This is a genomic window from Nocardia arthritidis NBRC 100137 (genome assembly GCF_001612765.1).
GTDB classification, from domain to species: Bacteria; Actinomycetota; Actinomycetes; order Mycobacteriales; family Mycobacteriaceae; genus Nocardia; species Nocardia arthritidis.
In genome coordinates this window covers 91,112-113,447 of sequence record NZ_BDBB01000001.1, presented here as the reverse complement: position 1 = coordinate 113,447, position 22,336 = coordinate 91,112, and the positions used below count along the sequence as shown (strand labels likewise).

Annotated in this window: 13 protein-coding genes; 8 read left to right on the top strand and 5 right to left on the bottom strand. The window is 69.0% G+C overall.

All coding sequences use genetic code 11. The annotated features are described in order from the left end of the window. The first annotated feature begins 151 nt into the window (after positions 1–151). The 4 genes from NA8_RS00520 to NA8_RS00505 all read left to right on the top strand — a co-directional run bounded on the left by NA8_RS00520 (position 152) and on the right by NA8_RS00505 (position 10,298). Entirely contained in the window at positions 152–1,195 is a 1,044-nt protein-coding gene (locus tag NA8_RS00520; RefSeq protein ID WP_083863172.1) for an LLM class F420-dependent oxidoreductase, read from the top strand. A 189-nt stretch (positions 1,196–1,384) separates the two neighbouring features. Beyond that, the gene (gene fadD32, locus NA8_RS00515; protein WP_063048343.1) at positions 1,385–3,301 is read left to right on the top strand and encodes a long-chain-fatty-acid--AMP ligase FadD32; all 1,917 of its coding nucleotides are present in this window, start codon (positions 1,385–1,387) and stop codon (positions 3,299–3,301) included. A gap of 221 nt (positions 3,302–3,522) precedes the next feature. Beyond that, positions 3,523–8,757, top strand: coding sequence for a polyketide synthase Pks13 (gene pks13, locus NA8_RS00510; protein WP_063048491.1), 5,235 nt, complete (start codon positions 3,523–3,525; stop codon positions 8,755–8,757). Further along, a complete protein-coding gene (locus NA8_RS00505; protein WP_063048342.1) occupies positions 8,754–10,298 on the top strand; it encodes an acyl-CoA carboxylase subunit beta in 1,545 nt (514 codons plus the stop codon). The genes pks13 and NA8_RS00505 overlap by 4 nt, the downstream gene beginning before the upstream one ends. A 68-nt stretch (positions 10,299–10,366) precedes the next feature. On the opposite strand, the gene NA8_RS00500 is transcribed toward NA8_RS00505, so the two are convergent. Then, complete coding sequence (locus tag NA8_RS00500; protein WP_063048341.1) at positions 10,367–10,864, bottom strand: peptidylprolyl isomerase; 498 nt, start codon at positions 10,862–10,864, stop codon at positions 10,367–10,369. A gap of 183 nt (positions 10,865–11,047) precedes the next feature. Between NA8_RS00500 and NA8_RS00495 the strand changes: the two genes are divergently transcribed. From NA8_RS00495 to NA8_RS35430, 3 genes are all read left to right on the top strand, one after another. Continuing rightward, positions 11,048–14,413 (top strand): arabinosyltransferase domain-containing protein, encoded by a 3,366-nt coding sequence (locus NA8_RS00495; RefSeq protein ID WP_063048340.1) that lies wholly within the window; start codon positions 11,048–11,050, stop codon positions 14,411–14,413. A 180-nt stretch (positions 14,414–14,593) separates the two neighbouring features. Continuing rightward, the gene (locus NA8_RS35435) at positions 14,594–14,956 is read left to right on the top strand and encodes a Uma2 family endonuclease (protein WP_063048339.1); all 363 of its coding nucleotides are present in this window, start codon (positions 14,594–14,596) and stop codon (positions 14,954–14,956) included. A gap of 19 nt (positions 14,957–14,975) precedes the next feature. Continuing rightward, complete coding sequence (locus tag NA8_RS35430; protein WP_063048338.1) at positions 14,976–15,182, top strand: hypothetical protein; 207 nt, start codon at positions 14,976–14,978, stop codon at positions 15,180–15,182. 78 nt (positions 15,183–15,260) lie between these two features. Here the strand turns inward: NA8_RS35430 and NA8_RS34270 are convergent, their stop codons facing one another. Both NA8_RS34270 and NA8_RS00480 read right to left on the bottom strand, forming a co-directional pair. Further along, positions 15,261–15,419 (bottom strand): hypothetical protein, encoded by a 159-nt coding sequence (locus tag NA8_RS34270; RefSeq protein ID WP_168434190.1) that lies wholly within the window; start codon positions 15,417–15,419, stop codon positions 15,261–15,263. Between the two features lie 85 nt (positions 15,420–15,504). After that, complete coding sequence (locus NA8_RS00480) at positions 15,505–15,906, bottom strand: winged helix-turn-helix transcriptional regulator (protein WP_063048337.1); 402 nt, start codon at positions 15,904–15,906, stop codon at positions 15,505–15,507. Positions 15,907–16,005: 99 nt separating this feature from the next. Here NA8_RS00480 and NA8_RS00475 point away from each other — a divergent pair, with 99 nt between their 5' ends. Continuing rightward, positions 16,006–16,938, top strand: a complete 933-nt coding sequence (locus NA8_RS00475) for an NADP-dependent oxidoreductase (RefSeq protein ID WP_063048336.1) — start codon at positions 16,006–16,008, stop codon at positions 16,936–16,938. 69 nt (positions 16,939–17,007) lie between these two features. On the opposite strand, the gene NA8_RS00470 is transcribed toward NA8_RS00475, so the two are convergent. After that, positions 17,008–20,355 (bottom strand): arabinosyltransferase domain-containing protein, encoded by a 3,348-nt coding sequence (locus NA8_RS00470; protein ID WP_063048335.1) that lies wholly within the window; start codon positions 20,353–20,355, stop codon positions 17,008–17,010. 11 nt (positions 20,356–20,366) lie between these two features. Further along, complete coding sequence (locus NA8_RS00465) at positions 20,367–22,166, bottom strand: DUF6541 family protein (RefSeq protein ID WP_063048490.1); 1,800 nt, start codon at positions 22,164–22,166, stop codon at positions 20,367–20,369. Between the last annotated feature and the right edge of the window lie 170 nt (positions 22,167–22,336).

Sequence of the window (22,336 nt, the reverse complement as noted above, 5' to 3'; positions counted from 1 at the left end):
ATACCCCGCACCCCCTTGGCGTGACAAGCGCAACTCGAGTTGGGTAGCACGCTGTAAAGTGCGCTGATGATCGCGACGCCGGGCACCACCGCAGCGCAGACCCGGGCGGGCGTCGCGCCCGTATTTTCCTTACAGCCAGGAGCATGAGTTCATGACAGAAGCCGCCGCACCGGCCACCACGGCGAGCCGTGACGCGGATGCTGCGTTGTCCGCGCTGGGCACTCCGTTGCGCCCGTTCCGCTTCGCGGCGGCCGGCGAGGGAAACAAGCAGGAGGGCGGCGCGCGCAAGTTCGTGCAGACCGCTCAGCAGGCCGAGGAATACGGCTTCGACACCTTCGTGGTGCCCGATCACCTCGGCGAGCAGATCGGTCCGATCGCCGCGCTCGGCGCGCTGACCCAGGCCACCGAGAAGATCCGGCTCGGCACGTCGGTGCTGGCGAACGGTTTCCGCCACCCCGTCGTGCTGGCCAAGGACCTGGCGACCATCGACGTGCTGTCCAAGGGCAGGCTCGAGGTCGGCCTCGGCGCGGGCTGGATCAAGGAGGAGTTCGACAACGCGGGCATCGCCTACGAATCGCCCGGAGTCCGGCTGGAGAAGCTCGACGAGGCGCTGACCATTCTCGACGTGCTGCTGCGCGGCCAGGAGTGCACCTTCGAGGGCAAGCACTACCAGGTCCGGGGCATCAAAGGCACTCCGAGGCCGCGGCAGGGCCCGCGCCCGCCGATCTGCACCGGCGGCGGCGGTCCGAAGATGCTGCGCCTGGCCGCCAAGCACGCCGACATCATCTCCGTCGTTCCGGTGACCACCAAGAACGGCAAGGGCCTGCTCTCCGGCATCACCATCGAGAAGGCCGTGGAAAAGGTGAATCTGATCAAGGAGGCCGCCGGTGACCGGTTCGCCGACATCGAACTGAACTGGGCCGTCACCGCGGTCGTGATCACCGACGATCGCGAGAAGACCGCGGAGATGGCGCTGTCGGCGTTGGACCGGGGACTGCACCCGAACCTGGAAGTCGATGTTCAGCTGTCCGTCGAGGACATCCTGAACTCGCCCTACGTGGCGATCGGCACATTCGAGGAGATCGCCGAGCAGATCCGCCGTGTGCGGCAGCTCACCTCGATGTCCTACGTCGGTGTATTCCCCACCCAGATGGACGCGTTCGCCCCCGTTATTCCCCTGCTGCGGGACGAGTGAGCCGGTCTTCTCTGTAACATGACTCTGGTTTGAGTACATCTAGCCGATAAGCGGTCACCGCGCAGACCGCACAAAATCTGCAGGCTGGCTCTGCACTTGGAGCACCCGCGGGCGAAAGCGAGTCGGGGCCTCACAGGTAATAGCGGCGATTCGCCGTCTTGCTGCGTGTGCCTCGGAGGAGAAGAAGGAATGGAAGAGACTTTCGACGACTACCTGGACGAAACCGGGAACATCCGCATTCCCGAGGATCACACCCTGGTTGATCACGTCGAGAAGCACACCCGGAACGACGCGAACACCCTGGCGTATCGCTACATCGACTACTCGCGCGAGCGCGACGGCGAGGCGCAGGAGCTGACGTGGCGTGAGTTCGGTATTCGGCTGCGCGCGGTGGCCGCTCGACTGCAGCAGGTGACCAACCCGGGCGACCGGGTCGCGATCCTCGCGCCGCAGGGCTTGGACTACGTGATCTCCTTCTTCGCCGCGATCTACGCGGGCACCATCTCGGTCCCGCTGTTCGACCCGGACGAGCCGGGCCACACCGATCGCCTGCACGCGGTGCTCGGCGACTGTGAGCCCTCGGCCATCCTGACCGCGAGCTCCTCCGCGGCCGGGGTCCGGCAGTTCTTCCGCTCGCTGCCCGCGGCTCAGCGTCCGCGCATCATCGCGGTGGACGCGATTCCCGACAGCGTCGGCGAGAGCTGGGTGCGCCCGGACATCGCGATCGACGACATCGCATACCTCCAGTACACCTCGGGTTCCACCCGGGTGCCCGCGGGCGTCGAGATCACCCACCGCGCGGTGGGCACCAACCTGCTGCAAATGGTCGACGCGATCAAGCTGGACTGGAACTCCCGCGGCGTCACCTGGCTGCCGCTGTTCCACGACATGGGCCTGCTGACGGTGATCCTGCCCGCGGTGGGCGGCAAGTACATCACCATCATGTCGCCGAGCGCGTTCGTGCGCCGTCCCTACCGCTGGATCAAGGAACTGGCGGCGGTCTCCGACGGCGCCGGAACCTTCGCCGCCGCACCGAACTTCGCGTTCGAGCACGCCGCGGCGCGCGGTCTGCCGAAGAACGGCGAGTCGCTGGACCTGTCGAACGTCATCGGCCTGATCAACGGCAGCGAGCCGGTGACCACCTCATCGATGAAGAAGTTCAACGAGGCGTTCGCCCCCTATGGCCTGCCCAAGACCGCCATCAAGCCGTGCTACGGCATGGCCGAGGCGACGCTGTTCGTGTCCGCGACCAAGCACGAGGACGAGGCGAAGGTCACCTACGTCGACCGCAAGGAGCTCAACGCGGGCCGCATGGTGAAGGTCGATCCGAGCCATGAGAACGCGATCGCGCAGGTGTCCTGCGGCTATGTCGCGCTGTCGCAGTGGGCGACGATCATCGATCCGGAGTCCGTGGAATCGGGTGGCGGCGGCCGCGAGGTGCCCGACGGGCACGTCGGCGAGATCTGGCTGCACGGTAGCAACATGGGCATCGGCTACTGGGGTCGTCCCGACGAGACCGCGGCGACGTTCCAGAACAGGGTCACCGAGCGCCTGGCCGAAGGCAGCCATGCCGACGGCACCGCGCCGGACGCGAACTGGATGCGCACCGGTGACTACGGCGTGTACTTCGAGGGCGAGCTCTACATCACCGGCCGGGTCAAGGACCTGGTGATCGTGGACGGCCGCAACCACTATCCGCAGGACCTGGAATTCTCCGCGCAGGAAGCCAGCACCGCGCTGCGTCCGGGCTTCGTGGCGGCGTTCTCGGTGCCTGCCAACCAGCTCCCGGCCGAGGTGTTCGAGCAGGGCAGCCATTCCGGCTTGCAGTTCGATGCCGACGACGCGTCCGAGCAGCTGGTCATCGTCGGCGAGCGAGGACCGGGTGCGGGTAAGGCCGACCCGCTGCCCATCGCCGACGCGGTGCGTGCGGCGATCTCGCAGCGCCATGGCGTGACCGTTCGCGACGTGCTGCTGGTGCCCGCGGGTTCGATTCCGCGCACGTCCAGTGGCAAGATCGCCCGCCGCGCCTGCCGGGCGGCCTATCTGGAGGGAACGCTGCGGGGTGGTTACACCCAGCAGGCTTTCCCCGATGCACCGGAAGAGTAATTGCCAGGGGCGGCCTCGGACCGACCATCGACGCTCGGCGCCGACCTTCCCACGCGCCGGGCGACAATTCACGGTACGCCCGGTACGCAGACAGGTAGCTTGAGGAATTGATGGCTGACAACGAGGGCACGCCCACCCAGACGACCGACACCCCGCCCGTGGAGACCGTCGCCGACGCGGCGGCCCCGGCCGAGTCCGCGAAGGCTGGCGCGCAGACCGACATGTCGGTCGCGGAGCTGCGTGAGTGGCTGCGGCGCTGGGTCGCCGAGGCGACCGGGCAACCGATCGAGCAGATCACCGTGGACCGGCCGATGGAGGAGTTCGGGCTCGCCTCGCGCGATGCTCTCGCCCTCGGTGGGGACATCGAGGAACTGACCGGCGTCATGCTGAACGCGACGATCGTGTACCAGCATCCGACCATCGCCTCGTTGGCCGAGCGGATCATCAACGGCGAGCCGGACGCGCCGGCGGAGTCGGCGGACGACGCGTTCTATACCGCGGGCTACCGTCCCGGCGAGGCCCACGACATCGCGATCGTGGGCTTGTCGACCCGGCTGCCCGGCGCGGGTGACACCCCCGAGTCGACCTGGGACTTCCTCATCGGCCGTGGTGACGGCATCCGGGAGCGGCCCGAGGGGCGCTGGTCGGAGTTCCTGGACGAGCCGCAGCTCGCCGAGGCGATCGAGAAGGCGAATACCAAGGGCGGCTATCTCGACCAAGAGGTCGTCAAAGGCTTCGACGCCGAGTTCTTCGCCATGTCGCCGGTCGAGGTCGAGCGGGTGGACCCGCAGCAGCGCCTGATGATGGAGCTGACCTGGGAGGCGCTGGAGCACGCCAGGATTCCCGCCAGCGATCTCAAGGGCGAGCCGGTCGGCGTGTTCGTCGGCTCGTCGGGCAACGACTTCATGCTGCTGGCCGCGCTGGGGCTGGGCAGCGAGCGCGATCCGAACGTGCCGGTGTCGGCCGAGGCGTACGCGATCATGGGCAGCGTCAGCTCGATCATCCCGAACCGGGTCTCCTACTTCTTCGACTTCCGTGGTCCGTCGGTGTCCGTGGACACCGCGTGCTCGTCGGCGCTGGTGGCGGTACACGAAGCGGTGCGGGCGCTGCGCGGCGGCGAGGCCGACCTGGCGCTGGCAGGCGGCGTGAACATGCTGCTCGCGCCGATGGCCACGCTCGGTTTCGACGCCAACGGCGGCGTCGCCAAGGACGGGCACATCAAGGCGTTCTCCAGTGACGCCGACGGCATGGTCCGCTCCGAAGGCGGCGGTTTGGTGGTGCTGAAACGCCTCGCCGACGCCGAACGCGACGGCGACACGATCTACGCCGTGATCAAGGGGTCGGCGGTCAACAACGACGGGCGGTCCAACGGCCTGCTCGCGCCGAACCCCGACGCTCAGGCCGAAGTGCTGCGCCGCGCCTACCGGGACGCGGGCATCGCGCCGTCCTCGGTCGACTACATCGAGGCGCACGGCACCGGCACCCTGATCGGCGACCCGATCGAGGCGGACGCGCTCGGCCGGGTGGTCGGGCGCGGCCGCGACGCCGACAAGCCCGCGCTGCTGGGTTCGGCCAAGACCAACTTCGGTCACCTGGAGTCGGGCGCCGGTGCGGCGAGCCTGGCGAAGGTGGTCATGTCGTTGCAGCACAACGTCATCCCGCCGAACATCGGCTACGCCGGTCCGAACCCGTACATCCCGTGGGACCAGGCGCGTTTGAAGGTCGTCGACGAGCCCACCGAATTCCCTCGCTACAGCGGGAAGGCCACCATCGGCGTCTCCGGCTTCGGCTTCGGCGGCACCAACGCGCACATCGTCGTCCAGGAATACGTGCCTGCCGCCGCGAAGGGGGCGCAGGCGCCGTTCGCCGAGCTCGAGTCGCAGCTGAACGAGGATGTGCTGGACGAGGAGACCACGGACGTGGTCGCGGAAGCCGATGCCGTGGTCGCCGAGGCCGAGGTCGCGGCCGTCGCCGAGGCCGCGTTGGCCGCCGAAACCGCCGCTCCGGTTTCCGAGTGGACCGCCGAGCGCACCGAGCCGCTGCCGCAGATTCTGCCGGTGTCGGGCTACCTGCCCTCGCGTCGCCGCCGCGCCGCCGCCGAGCTGGCCGATTGGCTGGAGTCGGAGGCGGGCGCGAAGACTCCGCTCGCCGACGTGGCGCGGTCGCTGGCCAAGCGCAGCCACTGGCGTTCGCGCGGCGTGGTGCTGGCCAAGACGCACGAGGAGGCGATCGCCGGACTGCGCGCCATCGCGGCGGGCAAGCCGGGGCCCGGAGTCTTCACCGCCGACGCGCCCGCGGCGATGGGCCCGATGTGGGTGCTCGCCGGTTTCGGCGCGCAGCACCGCAAGATGGGCAAGCAGCTCTACCTGGAGAACTCGATCTTCGCCGGCGCCGTCGACGAGGTCGACGAGCTGGTGCAGGACGAGGCCGGATACTCGGTGCGCGAGCTGTTCCTGGACGACAGCCAGGACTACAACGTCGGCACTTCGCAGGTCGGCATCTTCACCATCCAGATCGGCCTGGCCGCGCTGCTGCGCGCGCACGGCGCCGAGCCTGAGGCCGTGGTGGGTCATTCCATGGGCGAGGTCGCGGGCGCGTACATCGCCGGTGGTCTCTCGCTCGAGGACGCGGTGCGCGTGATCTGCGCCCGTTCCCGCCTGATGGGCGAGGGCGAGCAGATGATCAGCGACGACGACGTGCGCAACATGGCGCTCATCGAGTACAGCGCCGAGGACGTCGCGAACCTGCTGCCGGACTACCCGGACGTCGAGGTCGCGGTGTACGCGGCGCCGACAAATACGGTGATCGGCGGCCCGCAGGATCAGGTGGCGGCGATCGTCGCGCAGGTGGAGGCGGCGGGCAAGTTCGCCCGGGTGCTGCAGACCCGCGGCGCGGGCCACACCTCGCAGATGGACCCGCTGCTCGGCGAGCTGGCCGCGGAACTGGCCGGCATCGAGCCCACCGAGCTGAAGACCGGCTTGTACTCGACGGTGCACAAGGAAGAGTTCTTCCGCGCGGGCAACGACCCGATCCACGACGAGGACTACTGGGTCAAGAACATGCGCCACAGCGTGTACTTCACCAACGCGGTGAAGCTCGCGGTGGACGCGGGCCACACCACGTTCCTCGAGCTGGCGCCGAATTCCGTCGCGTTGATGCAGGTGCTGGGTACCACCTTCGCCGCGGGCGTGCACGACGCGCAGCTCATCCCCACCCTCAAGCGCAAGGAGGACGAGTCCGCGGGCGTGATCGCCGCGCTCGCCCAGCTCTACGTGCACGGGCACAAGGTCGATCTGTTCTCGCTGCTCGGCCCCGGCGATTACGCCGACATCCCGCGCACCACGTTCGTGCGCAAGGAATACTGGCCGAACGTCCGGCTGGCCACGGGCGGCAACGGCCGGGTGCCCGGCGCGCACGTCGCGCTGCCGGATGGCAGGCACGTCTGGGAGGTCCAGGCGTCCTCGGTGACCGATCTCGCCGGACTGGTGCGTGCCGCCTCGGCGCAGGTGCTCAGCGACGTCTCACTGGGCGCATCGATTCCGCACGCGCCGATCCCGGCGGCGGGCACACTCACCACCACGCTCACCCCGCATCCCGGCGGTGCCTCGGTGCAGGTCCACGCCAAGGAGGGCAACGCCTTCCGCCTGGTGTTCGACGCCGTGGTGACCTCCGGTGCCCCGCTGCCGGAACCCGTCGCGGCCGAGCCGGTCTCGGCGATCGCCGCGCAGACGCGCAGCGACGCCGACATCGAGGTCGTCGAGACCTTCGGTGACCGGTGGGATCCGCACGGCACGCAGACCGTCGAAGCGCGGCTCGCGCTGATCGTCGCGGAGTCCATGGGTTACGCGGTCGAGGATCTTCCGATGGAGATCCCGCTGATGGAACTCGGCTTGGACTCGCTGATGGCGATGCGCATCAAGAACCGGGTCGAGTACGAATTCGACATCCCGCAGCTGCAGGTGCAAGCCGTGCGGGACGCGAGCCTGCACGAGGTCGGCAAGGTGCTGCGGTACGCGATCGAGCACCGCGACGAGGTGCAGGCGATGGCCGATCAGCAGGCTGCCGACAAGGCGGCGGGCGGCAGCGGCGAGCTGACTGTCGACGCCGACTTCATGTCCGCGGCCAGGGCGGCCCTGGCCACCGGCGCGGACCCGGTCGCCGCGGTGGCGGGCGCCGCGTCCATTTCACCGGACGCCATAGCGGAAACCGCTGCGACCGAGGTCGATTCGGCTCCCGCGGCAGCGGCTGTCGCGAGCCCGGAAAAGGCCGCCGAAGCCGACGCGGCTCCGGCAGCCCAGGCCGCACCGGTCGCCGCGGCTGCGCCCACCCCCGCGGCTGTCTTCGGTGGCGCGCAGCAGCCCGCCGACGAGGACGACGTTCCGCCGCGCGACGCCGCCGAGCGCCTGACCTTCGCCACCTGGGCGGTGGTCACCGGGAAATCGGCCGGAGGCATCTTCAACACGCTGCCGATCCTGGACGAGGACACCGCGGAGAAACTGGCCGCGCGCCTGACCGAACGGGTCAAGGCCGAGGTCACCGTCGACGACGTGCTCGACTGCGAGACCATCGAGCAGCTCTCCGACATCGTCCGTGACCTGCAGGACAGCGGTGCGGATGTGGACGGTTTCGTCCGTCCGCTGCGGCCGCGCGCGGAGGGCTCGAACGCCGTGCCGGTCTTCGTGTTCCACCCCTCCGGCGGCAACACGCTGGTGTACGAGCCTCTGTTGAAGCGGCTGCCCGCCGAGACGCCGATGTACGGCCTCGAGCGGGTCGACGGTTCGATCGAGGAGCGGGCGCGCCAGTACCTGCCCGAGCTGCGCAAGCTCCAGGGCGACGGTCCGTTCGTGCTGTACGGCTGGTCGCTGGGTGCGGTGCTGGCCATGCAGACCGCCCAGTTGCTCCGAGCCGAGGGCGCGGACGTTCGCATGGTCGGCCTGATCGATCTGGCCATTCCGACTCAGGGCGAGGACAACAGTCCCGAGGAGCGCGTGCGGCGGATCGAGCGCTACCAGGTGTTCGCCAAGAAGACCTATGGCGTCGACGGTGAATTGGACCGCGACCAGTTGGAGACGCTGGCCGCGGCCTCCGACGAAGAGCAGTTCAAGATGATCAGCGACCTGATCAAGATCAGTGGCGCGAAGATCCCCGGCGGCGTGCTCGAACACCAGCGCACCTCGTGGATCGATAGCCGTCACCTCGCTCGAACCCAACCCACGCACTACGACGGCAACGTCGTGCTCTACCTCGCCGATCGCTACCACGACGGGATGATCGAGCTCGAGCCACGCTTCGCCGACCGGGTGCCCAACGGCGGCTGGGACGAGTACATCCCGAATTTGGAGGTCGTCCACATCGCAGGCGACCACCTGCAGATCATCGATGAACCGCGGATCGGGAAGATCGGGGCCGACCTGACCGCGAAGCTCGCCGCGATCGAGGCGAAAGGGGCCAAGTGAGCACGACTGCCGAAAAACTCGCCGACCTGCGCAAGCGCCTGGATCTGGCGCAGGAGCCCGCGGGTGAAGCGGGGATCGCCAAGCGGGCGAAGAAAGGCATCCCCAGCGCCCGCGACCGGATCAACATGCTGCTCGATCCGGGAACCTTCGTAGAGATCGGCGCGCTGGTACGCAAACCGGGCGATCCCGCCGCGCTCTACGGTGACGGCGTCGTCACCGGGCACGGCCTGGTCGAAGGCAGGCCCGTGGCGGTGTTCTCGCACGACCAGACCGTCTACGGCGGTTCGGTCGGCGAGATGTTCGGCCGCAAGGTCGCCGGGATTCTGGAGTACGCGGCCAAGGTCGGCTGCCCCGTGGTCGGTATCAACGACTCCGGCGGCGCCCGTGTGCAGGAAGCGGTGACCTCGCTGGCGTGGTACGCCGAGCTGGGCCGCCGCCAGGAGCCGCTGTCCGGCCTGGTTCCGCAGATCTCGATGATCCTCGGCAAGTGCGCGGGTGGCGCCGTCTACGCCCCGATCAACACCGACGTGGTGGTGGCGACCGAAGAGGCGTACATGTTCGTCACCGGCCCGAAGGTGATCCGGGAGGTCACCGGCGAGGACGTCAGCCTCGAGGAACTCGGCGGGGCGCGCAGCCAGGCGGAGTACGGCAACATCCACCACGTGGCCAAGGACGAGGCGGCCGCGTTCGAGTGGGTGCGCGATTACCTGGGCTACCTGCCGACCAGCTGCCAGGAGCTGGCACCGGTCGTGAATCCCGGCCTGGAGCCGGAGACCACCGACAGCGACCTGGAGCTGAACTCGATCGTCCCGGACTCCGACAACGCCGGGTACGACATGCACGAGATCCTGTTGCGCATCTTCGACGACGGCGCCTTCCACGAGGTCGGGGCGTCGGCGGGTCGCAACGTCATTACCGGATTCGCCCGGGTGGACGGGCGCAGCGTCGGCGTGGTGGCCAATCAGCCGATGGTGTACGCGGGAGCGCTGGACGCCCGCGCCTCGGACAAGGCCGCGCATTTCGTGCGTCTGTGCGACGCGTTCGAGATCCCGCTGGTGTTCGTCGTCGACACGCCCGGGTTCCTACCCGGCGTGGAACAGGAGAAGATCGGCGTCATCAAGCGTGGCGGGCGGTTCCTGTTCTCCTACGTGGAGGCGTCGGTCCCGAAGGTCACCGTGGTGATCCGCAAGTCCTATGGCGGCGGCTACGCCGTGATGGGCTCCAAGCAGCTGGGCGCCGACGTGAACCTGGCCTGGCCCACCGCGCGGATCGCCGTCATGGGCGCGGAGAGCGCGGTCAGCCTGATCGGAGCCAAGCAGATCGAGGCCGCGCCCGAGGACCAGCGCGCCGCGATCCGCCAGCAGATGATCGACTTCTACAACGCCACCGTGGCGACGCCGTGGGTGGCCGCCGAGCGCGGATACGTCGACGCGGTCATCGAGCCCGCGACGACCCGGCTGGAAATCCGTCGTGCGCTCCAGCTGTTGCGGGACAAGGCTATTGCCCGCAACCCGCGCAAGCATCACCTGCTGCCGCTGTAGGCTACGGAACACGATCGGGCCGCACCCCCTTGGGGCGCGGCCCGATTCGCGTCATGGGTGCCGAATGATCAGCTGACGGTGGCGGATTCGATGACGACGTCGTTCACCGGGACGTCCTGATGTCCGCCGGCCGAGGACGTGGCGACGCCCGCGATCTTGTCGACCACGTCGGTGCCTTCGGTCACCGCGCCGAAGACGGTGTAGCCCCAGCCCGCCGCGGTGGGTGCGGAGTGGTTGAGGAAGTCGTTGTCGGAGACGTTGATGAAGAACTGCGCGGTGGCCGAGTGCGGGTCGTTGGTGCGAGCCATCGCGACGGTGTACTTGTTGTTCTTCAGGCCGTTGTCGGCCTCGTTCTGGATGGGCGCTTGCGTGCCCTTCTGGCGCAGCCCGGGCTCGAAGCCGCCGCCCTGGATCATGAAGCCGGGAATGACGCGGTGGAAGATCGTGCCGTTGTAGTGGCCCGCATTCACGTAGTCCACGAAATTGCGCACCGTGTTCGGCGCTTTCTGGTCGTCCAGTTCGAGGACGATCGGTCCGTAGTTCGTCGAGAGATTCACCTTGGTCATACGCCCACCTTTCCATTGTGGTCGGTAGCGGTCAGCAGGACGGGGTCGATTGGTCGTCAGGCGCCATTTTCCGGCCCGTCGGCACAACATTCTGGCAGTCTGCTCCGAACATACTGAGGACCCGCGATTTCTCCCGGCGGCGCGACGCCCGCGCGGACAGACGGGCAGATAGCATTGCCAACCGTGCCCGACGCCGCAACCGCTGTTCTCACGAAACCCCCCGCCGCCCCGGTGGTGACCCCGAACGATTTCCGGACCGCTCGGCTCATCGCGTTGATCGCCGGTCTGCTCGGCGCGCTGTTCGCGCTGGCGACTCCGCTCCTGCCGGTCACGCAGACGACCGCGGTGCTGAAGTGGCCGCAGAGCGGGACCCTCGGCAACGTGCAGGCGCCGCTGATGTCGCAGGTCCCGATCGACCTGAAGGCGACGATCCCGTGCGAGACCATCGCCCAGCTGCCCGAGCGGGGCGGCATGCTGCTGGCCACCGCGCCGCCGCAGGGCGACCGGGCCGCGCTGGAGGCGATGTTCGTGCGGGTCTCGGAGACCTCGGTCGACGTGATCGATCGCAACGCTGTGGTGGTGTCGGCCGACCGCAGCCGCATGAGCGAGTGCACGTCGCTGAGCATCAGCTCGGACAGCGAGCGCACCTACGGCGCGTTCGCCGGGCTCACCAAGCAGGTGGAGCGGCCGGTCGAGGGTGCGGCGCCCGGCACGACCGAGCCGGTCACGGTGCCGGTGGAGGGGCAGCTCGGCGGCGATCTGCGGCCCCAGGTGGTGGGTGTGTTCTCCGACCTCAAGGGCGCGGCGCCCGCGGGGTTGTCGTTCGACATGACGGTGGACACCCGTTTCTCGTCCAGCCCGACCGCGATCAAGCTGATCGCGATGATCGCGGCGGTGTTGTGCACGCTGATCGCCCTGGCGGCGCTGGCCCGGCTGGACAGCAGTGACGGGCGCGGGCACCGCCGGTTCCTTCCGGCGAACTGGCTGAAGCCGACCTGGGCGGACGGTGCGGTGATCGGCACGCTGCTGCTGTGGCATTTCGCGGGCGCCAACACCTCCGACGACGGCTACATCCTCAGCATGGTGCGGGTGGCCCCGCACGCGGGCTATATGGCCAACTACTTCCGCTGGTACGGCGTGCCGGAGGCGCCGTTCGGCTGGTACTACTACGTGATCCAGGTCTTCTCGGAGATCTCCACGGCCAGTCCCTGGGTGCGGTTGCCCGCCCTGGCCTGCGCGATCCTGTGCTGGCTGGTGATCAGCCGTGAAGTGGTGCCCCGCCTGGGCCGCGGCGTGCGGACCAGCAAGGTGGCGCTGTGGACCGGCGGACTGGTCTTCCTGGCGTTCTGGCTGCCGTTCGACAACGGATTGCGCTCCGAGCCGATCGTCGCGCTCGGCGCGCTGCTGACCTGGGTGTCGATCGAGCGGGCCATCGCCACCGGACGGCTGCTGCCCGCCGCGGTAGCGATCCTGGTGGCCGCGTTCACCCTGGCGGCCGCGCCGACGGGCCTGATGTGCGTGGCGGCGCTGCTGGCCGGTATCCGCCCGCTGGTGCGCATCGTGGTGCGCAAGCACCGGCACTTCGCCGCGCTGGGCGCCGGGCGGTGGGGCTCGACGCTGCCGTTGCTCGCGCCGATCGCCGCGGCGGGCGTTCTCGTGCTCACCGTGGTCTACAGCGACCAGACCTTCGCGGGCATCCAGGAGGCCAACCGGGTGCGCCAGGTGACCGGGCCGAACCTGGCCTGGTACGAGGACTACCTGCGGTACTACTACCTGTTCGTGGAGACCGTCGACGGTTCGCTGTCGCGGCGCTTCGCCTTCCTGGTGATGCTGCTGTGCCTGTTCACCACCATGCTCGTGCTGCTGCGGCGCAGGCAGGTGCCGGGTATCGCGAGCGGGCCGACCTGGCGGTTGATGGGCGTGGTCTTCGGAACCATCTTCTTCATGATGTTCAACCCGACCAAGTGGACCCACCACTTCGGCGCGTACGCGGGCATCGCGGGCTCGCTGGCGGCGGTCACCGCCGTCGCGGTCTCGGCGAGCGCCCTGCGGGCTCGCAAGAACCGGGCGATCTTCCTGGCCGGATTGCTGTTCGTGCTCGCGATCGCGTTCTCCGGCATCAACGGCTACTGGTACGTGTCCAGCTTCGGCGTGCCCTGGTTCGACAAGCGCATCTCGTTGCACGGTTACCAGTCGAACACGGTCATGCTCATGCTGTTCGGCCTGGCACTGGCGCTGGTCGGCTGGTACACACTGCGGGAGGACTACACCGCGCCGCAGCCGTCGGCGAAGACGGCGCGGGGCAGGCGGATCCGCCGGTTCGCCGCGATCCCGCTGACCGTGGTCGCCGCGCTGATGGTCGCGCTCGAGGTGCTCTCGCTGGTCAAGGGTGCGGTCTCGCAGTATCCGGCGTACTCGCTGGCGCGGTCGAACTTCGACGCGGTCGGCGGCAGCACCTGCGGTCTGGCCAACGACGTGCTGGTGGAGCCGGACCCGAACGGCGGCAGGCTCGCGCCGATCATCGATCCGGCGCATCCACCGACCGATCCGGCCGACCCGCTGGCCGGCGTCGATCCGGTCGGCTTCGCTCCGAACGGCGTGCCCAACGACCTGTCCGCCGACAGTGTCGAGGTGAAGCCGGGCACCGGCAACACCTCCACCCAGTCGGTCGGCGCGGCGTTCGCGGAGGGGCAGAGCGCGGGCACCGGCGGCGGTCAGGGCGCGCTCGGCGTCAACGGCTCCACCGTCGCCCTCCCGTTCGGCCTGGACCCGGCCACCACGCCGATTCTCGGCAGCTACCAGAACGGTGTGCAGCAGCCGGCGAACGTCACCTCGAGCTGGTATGAGCTGCCCGCTCGTTCGGCGGACAAGCCGCTGGTGGTGATCTCGGCCGCCGGTCGCATCCTCTCCTTCGACGACACCGGCGCGATGAAGTACGGGCAATCGCTGACCGTCGACTACGGCAAGCACCTGCCCGACGGCAGCGTGCAGAAGCTCGGCACCTATCTGCCGCGCGACATCGGCCCGTTCCCGTCCTGGCGCAACCTGCGGGTGCCGTTGGACGAGATCGCGCCCGACGCCGACGCGGTGCGCATCGTCGCCAACGACCCGATCCTGATCGGGGACCAGTGGCTGGCGTTCACGCCGCCGCGGATGCCGAAGTTGCAGACGCTCAACAGCCTGCTGGGCTCCCAGCAGCCGATCCTGCTGGACTGGGCGGTTGGCCTGCAGTTCCCGTGCCAGCGTCCGTTCGACCACGACAACGGCGTGGCCGAGGTGCCCGGCTACCGCATCCTGCCGGACCGCCCGCTGGCGATCAGCTCGACGAACACCTGGCAGGCCGAGGAATTCGGCGGCCCGCTGGGCTTCTCCCAAATGCTCGCCAAGTCGGTCACCGTGCCCACCTACCTGAAGGACGACTGGGCGCGCGACTGGGGCTCGCTGGAGCGCTACGACCAGTACGACCGCAACGCCGTCCCGGCGAAGCTGGAGACCGGTACGACCACTCGTTCCGGGTTCTGGTCGCCGGGCAGCCTGCGGGTCTTCTGATCGGGCAGACCACCTGACAGCGCCGCCGCGTGGACACTGATTCTGCGCTGCGGCCCTGTTCTCTCCTGGCGCAGTCGTGTGGCGCCCGTGCCACGCCACCCGGGCGCGTATACACATTTGGGACAGTGAGCGGTGCAATCCGTACCGTGATCTGCCCAAGCCTGCCGGTAGTCTCAGGGCATGACGAGCAGCGGACCCAGCGACTGGTACCGCTGGATTCCCGACCAGATCACTGCGCGGGATTACGAACTGCTGCCCGCTGAGTTCTGCCGGACCATCGAGGTAATCGACGGCCATATCGTGAAGTGCGAAAGTCCATCACGTCTGCACAATCGCGTGGCGCGGCGCATGGTCGCACATATGGAAGCGGCACGGAAGCCCGAGCCGTGCTTGATGGTCGAGACCGACGTGGACGTCCGGCTCAGCGACGTTCCGCTCAGCCTGCGTCGACCGGATGTCGTCGTATATCGCTGTCTGGACGACGACGCGCGGTTGTACGCCGATGACACTGTGCTCGTAGTGGAGATCGGTTTCTCCCGATAGTTCTCACCACACCGACACGGTGGAGAAGAAGGCCGCATATGCCGCGGCCGGTATCCCGGTCTACCTCATCGTCTTTCTCACCGAGCCCGGCGATGGCATCGAGCAGATCGAGGAGTACCGCCTGTCCGAAGGCCGGTATCACCTCGTCTGCTTGCACACCCGTCGGCTGGCCGTGGACGTGCCGATACCCGTCGATGTCGCCTTCGGCGAGCTGGTTACGGGATAGATACCCGAACACAGGGCCGCCGCGCAGGTGAACCCTGCGCGGCGGCCCTGCCGTATTTCGCCGGTGCGAACCGGGCGCTCAGACCTTCAATCGAAGACCGAGCTCGCGCCGGAGCACCTCTTGCGAAGGGAGGCGGCCGAGCACGCGCAGCACCGCAGGCCGCAGCTCCCGTTGTTCCTCTTCGCTGAGCAGTCCGACAAGATCGCGCAGATCCATTTCATCGAATGCCGTTGTCATGGCAATCAGATTAAGGCCATCGAACCGATTCGTCCTGCGATGTTTAGCCACAGGTGGGAGCACATTTTCAGACCGGACAACCGGTTTACTTACCGATGCCGTCGTAGCGCGCCCGCGCGGCGATGACGTCGTCCATGCGCGCCTCCGCCCACGCTTTGACAGCACTCATGACCGGCTGGAGGCTGTGCCCGAGCGGGGTGAGTTCGTAGTCGACGCGGACCGGCACTTCGGCGGTGATCCGCCGCTCCACCAAGCCGTCGCGCTCCAGGCCGCGTAGCGTCTGGGTGAGCATCTTGGGGCTCACGCCCGCGATGATCCGGTTCAGTTCGGCGTAGCGCAAAGGGCCCTCGGCGAGCGCAGCGAGCACGAGGCTAACCCATTTGTCGCTGATCCGGTCCAGCAGCTGCCGGGTCGGGCACTCGGCGATGTACGCGTCGTAATGCTGTTTGGCCAGTTCACGGCGCTGCGCCGCGGTCTTCGTCGCCATCGGGGATACCTCGCCACCTCTAACGCACTCTCGGGTAACTACTACCCAGCAGATAGTAGTGCCTCGTAGGTTGGTCGACAGCCGAGAGGAAGGAACGTCATGCGTGCGGTAGTGGTACACCGGCCGGGACCGGAAGCCGGGGTGGAGATCGTGGAAGTGCCGACGCCGCAACCGGGTCCGGGGGCGATCCGGATCGCGGTCGCGGCGGCGACGGTGAATCCGGTGGATCTGATGGTGCGTGCGGGGGTGGGTGGCACGCCGTTCGCGGCGCCGCGCGGCCAATGGGGCGTCGGCTGGGACGTCGCGGGCACGGTGGACGCGCTCGGTGCGGGCGTCACGGGGTTCACGGTGGGTCAGGCGGTGATCGGCATCAGCGACCGGCTCGACGTCTCGCTCGGCGCGCAGGCCGACTATGTGGTCCTGGAGGCCGGAAACGTCGCGCCCGCCCCGGTTTCCGTGTCCCCGGTGCAAGCGGCCACCATCCCGCTCAACGGCCTCACCGCGGTCCAGGCCCTCGATGCGCTGGATCTCACGCCCACCGACACGCTGCTGGTGACCGGTGCGGCGGGCGCGGTCGGCGGCTTCGCCGTCGAACTCGCCGCCGCGCGAGGAGTGCGGGTGATCGCGTCGGCCTCGCCCGCCGACGAGGACACCGTCCGCGCGTTGGGCGCCACCGATTTCGTGCCACGCCAGGCGTCCCTGCCGGATGCCGTCCGCGCCCTCGTCCTCGGCGGAGTGGACGCCGCCCTGGACGCGGCCGCACTCGGCCCCACGACGCTCGCGGCGGTGCGCGGCGGCGGACGATTCGTGTCCATCAGCGTCCCGAACACCCCGATCCCGCTGCGCGGAACCGAGGTCCGCACGGTCCTGGTCCGCGCCGATCGCGCACAACTCGACCAACTGGTCGCCCACGTCGACGCGGGCGAACTCACCCTCCGGGTGTCGGAAACCTTCCCCCTCACCTCCGTCGAAGCCGCCCACAAGCGCCTGGCCGCGGGCGGCCTCCGCGGCCGTCTCGTCCTTATCCCCTGACCTCGACCACGGGTGGCACATATCCGGGTGCCAGCCGTGGGTAGCCGCGTCGCGGACGCCGGATGCCTTTCAGCGGATGCGGATGGGGTCGTCGGTGTCGAGACCGGTGCGGGTTCGGGGAGAGATGTGGATGGTGGCGGGGGTGGCGTCGGGGGCGTAGGGGGTGAATTTCTCGAGGGAGCCCCAGTCGCGGGCCCAGTCGTGGTCGAGGTAGGCGGGGACGGTTTGGGACTTCAACAACAGGCCGGTCCAGCCGAGGGGGCCGCCGCCGATGTCGTCCTGCCAGGCGTTGGAGGCGTCGGAGCCGACCCGGTCGGGCAGGATCCGCCACCGCGGGATCTCGCCGACGCCGTCCTTGTGATCGAACGGCCGCTGGCACGGGAAGGCCAGGCCGACGTGCCAGTCGAGCAGCACCGGATCCTGCGAGCCGACCACGGAATTCAGCGTGGCCAGCTTGGGCAGTCGGGGCGGGGTGACGGCCAGCCACTGCTTGGGCGTGATGTCGTTGTCGATCGCGACCAGCCGCACCGCGTTCACTTCCCCCGGCAGTCGATCCAGCGGCACCCGCAGGTTGCGCCAGGACGGTGCGGGGCCGATGTCCAGCGGATCGATCGAGCCGAGCGTGCGCACCTCGCCGTCCGCGCCGCGGACGCCGTACTCCAGGTGCAGTTCCTGCCCGTAAGTGAGCACGCCGTCGGCGTCCACCGACCGGATCCGGCCCGCCGCGGTGATCGCGAGCACCTGGTAGGCCGGGTCGTGGCGCATGCTGTCGGTCAGGTCGAGCCGGTACCACTGGGTGGTCAGCTTCGCCTGCTGCTGCTCGCCCTCCTGGTAGCTGCCCAGCACCGGGGTCTTCGCCGCGTCCAGACCGAACGGCAGCGCGACGGTACTGCCGTTGATGCCCGCCTGCGCGGTGGTGCCGCCGCCGGTGCCCGCGCCGGTGGTCTTGCTGGTCTTGTTCTCGGAATCCTTGTCCACCGAGTTCGCGCCGCCGGAGACGGTTTCCTCGGCGTCGGCGGTGAGGTCGCTCGCCACCCCGTTCGGAGTGAAACCCTTGTTCTGCGCGGCCAATCCGTCCGCGGGCGATCCGGCGAAGGGTTGCAGCAGCGAATCGACAGTGTCGGTCTCCACCAGCACCTCGTTGGCCAGCGCGCACGAATCCCCGCCGACCGATTCCACGTTCGACTTGGTGATCGAGTACGCGGGGTACTGCGTGGCCGCTGCCTTGGCGAGCGAGGCGACCTCGAATACCACCAGCAGCGCGGCGGCCACGGTCAGCGGCGCCGAGGCCCACCGGTCGAAACGCCGTGGCGCCATCGCCCGCTCGCGCCGATAGGGCTCCCGGTAGTGCAGCCAGATGGCGATCAGCAGCGCGACGCCGCTGAGTCCGAGGAACAACGTGGACAGTCCCTTGCCCGCGATCAGCGGCGCCTTGTCCCACCACGGGACACCGTAGCTGGACACATACCACCACCCGTTGGAGCCGGTGAAGGTCACGGCGAGCAGGAACAGCACGGCGGCGGCGAACAGGGCGCGGTTGCGCGGCGAGCGAATGCCGGCGGTGCCCACCGCGACCGCAGCCAGCGCGGCCAGCGATCCGGCCAGTCCGGCGTATACGCCGAAGTGGTGCGTCCACTTGGTGGGGGTGAACATCATCAAGAACAGCGACGCGAACACGATGCCGAGAATGCGCACCGAAGGGCCGCGCGAGGTGCCCGGAATCCGGCCCTTGCGCAGCACTTGCAGCACACACACCAGCAGGCACAGCAGCATCACCAGCACGCCGAACCGCCGCGCCAGTGAACCGTCCGGCGAGAGCATGAGCAGCGAATCCCAGCGGGTGCGCTCGTCGAACCACGCGACATTCGGGCCGACGATCGTGCGGACCCGGGTGGCTTCCAGCACCGTCGACAGAGTCTGGTCGGCGAAGATCACCACCAGCACCAGCGTGCCCGCGGCCAGGCCGGGAGCGAGCAGCGCGGCGAACCGGAAGACCGCCGCTGCCCGGGAGGTCTTACGCGCCGTCCCGGGAGCATTCACCGCTGCCGCGGCCTCGGCGGAACCCGCGGCGGCCGCGTCCGCGTCGGGTCCGGTGCGGGCCGGGATCACACCGCGGGCCCGCTTGATGATGATCAGCAGCACCGGTCGCGACCCGGCGATCAGCGCCGCGATGCAGATCAGACCGGTGGGGCCCGCCGCGAGGGAGAACGCGGCGATCAGCACGGCCACCGCCGCGGGCAGCAGCCGTCCGGTCGCGATGGCGCGTTCGATCGAGCACCAGGTGAGCAGCGCCCCGGCCGAGATCAGCGGTTCGGGGCGCAGGCCGTTGTCATAGGGCAGCCAGAACGCGAGGAACACCAAACCGGCCGTCCACAGCGCCACCTTGTTGCGGCGCGCCCGGGCGCCGAGGCGGGGCAGCACCTCACGGCTGATCACCAGCCAGCAGACGACCCCCGCGAGCAAGGTGGGCAGTCGCATCCACAGGCTCGCGTCGGAGATCCGGGCCATCCAGGCCAGCACCTCGTAGGACCAGCCGAACGGAGCCTCGGGGACCGCGAACCAGCGGTAGTAGTTCGCCATGTAACCCGCGTGCTCGGAGGCTCGCGCCATGTTCAGGATGTAGCCGTCGTCGGAGGTGTTCGCCCCGATGACGTGCCACAGCGCCAGGATGCCCAGCACGACGCCGTCCGCCGGGGTGACGCGCCACCAGTGCGCGGGCAGGAACCGCCGCGCCTTGCGCCCGTCGGTGGTGTCCAGCAGATGCAGCGCGACGAGTGCGATCAGCGTGAACACAGCGGCGGCGAGCATGGCGGCCAGCTTCAGCGGCGTCGGTGTGGAGGAGAAACGCGAGTCGATGTCCGCGTGCACCTGCGCTCCGGCGAGCCGACCGGCATCCAGGTCGGTGAACATGCCGACCAGCTGCGGCCGGACGTCCCGGCCGATCGTGGTCCGGAACGGCGTGCCGTCCTGGCGGGTGACGCCGGTGAGTTCGAGGGTCGTCGCGGCGGCGTTCGACTCGATGCCGATCGTCGCGCAGGACCCGACCTCCGCCAGGGGCGCGGAAAGCAGCGGAATGTCTCGCAGCACCACCGAGAGGACGCCGTCGGCGACCGAGACCACCAGACCTTTGGTCGCCGCCTGGCCGGAGGTCGCCGGGACGGTGGACAGCACGGTGCCCCCTGTTCCGAGCTCGCTCACCAGCGAGCAGGGCAGCGTCGCGCGCAACCGCAGCGGTTCGTAGGACACCAGCGGCGCCGCCACGCTCGCGGCGCCCGGCTCGGGCCAGTCCACGCTCGCCCGATCCTGCCGCACCGGCAGGATCGGGGTCAGCAACGCCAGCAGGAATCCGAGAAGCCCGGAGAGGAGGGCGATCAAGCGGATACGGGTGAACGCTCGAGAAGATCGGTCCGGTCGCACGGTGGTTGATGCTAGCTACCGTCCGGTGTGATCCCGACTGCCCCCGACGCACGCAGCGTATGAACGTCCCACAGCCAGACGTCCTCGACCCGCGTCGGCGTGAATCCGAGCAGCTGCGTGACCGTCTCCCGCAGTACCTCGCCGTTCCTCGTCGCGGGCAGCACCAGGACGTCGGCGCGCCAGAACCGCAGATCATCCAGCGCGCGGGCGCGCACGTCGGTGTCGATCCGCGGCACCACCCCGGTGTCCTGCGCCTGCACCAGCAGGGCGGCGGTCGGACGGGCCTCGGGGCCGTAGATCCCCTTCTTGGTCGTACCGGTCGGTCCGACGAAGTAGCCTCCCGCGAGCGGGAAGCTGAACTCGGCGTCGGCCTGCCAGCGCAGCGCCCGCGCGTCGGGCGGCCGGGGCGGTGGCACCAGGACCACCGATCCGTCGCCGACGTAGCGGCGTACGGCGCCATCGGCGAAGAAGTCCGGCGTCGGCGGCCGTTCGACCACCGGCAAGATGGTCGGAATCAACGGCAGCAGCGCACCGGCGAGAGCGCCGAACCACGCGAGCGGCTTCCAGTCCACCGCCGATTGCGTCCAGGTGCGCACCGCCCGCTCGCTGGCCAGCGCGAGCACGACCGCGATGGCCGGGATCGCGGCCATGCTGAGCCTGCTCTCCAGCACCGTGTTCAGCAGCGGGACCTGTTCGGCCCAGCGCCACGGCAGCGCGATGCCGGTCGGCCGCTTGCCGATCGCGGCGACCGCGCCCAGCGACAGCACCCCGAAGACCGCGATCACCACAGCCGCGGCCCGCACCACCCGGTCGCGCCACAGCATCCCCACGGTGAACACCACCAGGAGTAGTAGCGGCCAACCGAAGTACGCGTTCTGTTCGGTCGGGTTGATGGCCACGTTCTGGCCGGGAGCGAAGACGCCACCCAGCGATTCGGACGGGAACTGCACCAGCGCTTCGAGGTCGTTGCCCATCGGGCCGTGGTCGATCGAGCGATAGCTCTGCGGGCCGAAGAACTGCCACCACAGCGGGATCTCGGCGAGCGCCAGCGTGATCACCGCGCCGAGCACGAGGGTGGGTGCGATCGCCCGCGCCACGCGCAGCCCGGCGCGTGGAGCATGCAGGTAGTAGACGAGCGCGAACAGGCCGAACGCGAGTGCGAAGATCAACAGCGGTTCCTCGCCGAGCGCGATCTGCATGGCGACCAGAAGGCCCAGGATGACGGCGTCGCGCACCCGTCGGCGCGGCTGCGCTGCTCGCCGTGTCATCCGGATCAGCCGGCCCGCGATGATCGGAAGCAGCAGCAGCACGACGAAATTCGGGTGCGCGTTGGCGTGCGAGATCATCCCGGGTGCGAAACCGCAGAACAGGCCACCGATCACCGCCGCTACCCGGGACCGGACGAGCTCGCGGGACAACAGGCGGTACCAGGCGAACGCCGTCCCGGCCAGGCCCATGGTGAGCACGAGCACGAACGTGACGGTGGGCCCGAAGAGCAAGGTGACCGGCGTCAGCGGCACGCCGACGCCGAACATGGCCGTATTGGCCATCATGTTCACCCCGGCCGGAAAGTTCTGCAGGTCGGTGCCGAGCGGGTTCTGCAAGTTGGCGACCGAGTGCGCGGTGACGGCGAAGAACCACTCCCACATCGTCTGGTCCTGACCGCTCTTGATCAGGTATCCGCTGTCGGTGTTGCGCCACTGACCCGACAGCACCGCCGTAGCCAGCGCCAGGTAGCCGAGACCGACCAGCAGATCGGCGCCACCGGCCCGAAGGCGGGGAACCCGGGTTCGCGCGGGACTGGTGAGCACTCCGGCCGTCGTCGCTTCCGTCGCGACCGCGACCTGCGCCGATTCCGTCGCTGTGCCGGTCTCGACGTCCTGTGCACGTGTCACCTGCGCATCACTCCTCGACAGCGCCCTCCGTACCAACCACGCTGTGCGTGGACCGACAAACGGGTGGGGTATCCACTTTGCGCGAT

Excerpts from the sequence above, each read along its gene's own strand:
- NA8_RS00520 (WP_083863172.1), top strand. The coding sequence starts at position 152 with ATGACAGAAGCCGCCGCACCGGCCACCACGGCGAGCCGTGACGCGGAT.
- NA8_RS34270 (WP_168434190.1), bottom strand. The coding sequence starts at position 15,419 with ATGACAACGGCATTCGATGAAATGGATCTGCGCGATCTTGTCGGACTG.
- NA8_RS00500 (WP_063048341.1), bottom strand. The coding sequence starts at position 10,864 with ATGACCAAGGTGAATCTCTCGACGAACTACGGACCGATCGTCCTCGAA.
- NA8_RS00480 (WP_063048337.1), bottom strand. The coding sequence starts at position 15,906 with ATGGCGACGAAGACCGCGGCGCAGCGCCGTGAACTGGCCAAACAGCAT.
- fadD32 (WP_063048343.1), top strand. The coding sequence starts at position 1,385 with ATGGAAGAGACTTTCGACGACTACCTGGACGAAACCGGGAACATCCGC.
- pks13 (WP_063048491.1), top strand. The coding sequence starts at position 3,523 with ATGTCGGTCGCGGAGCTGCGTGAGTGGCTGCGGCGCTGGGTCGCCGAG.
- NA8_RS35435 (WP_063048339.1), top strand. The coding sequence starts at position 14,594 with ATGACGAGCAGCGGACCCAGCGACTGGTACCGCTGGATTCCCGACCAG.
- NA8_RS00475 (WP_063048336.1), top strand. The coding sequence starts at position 16,006 with ATGCGTGCGGTAGTGGTACACCGGCCGGGACCGGAAGCCGGGGTGGAG.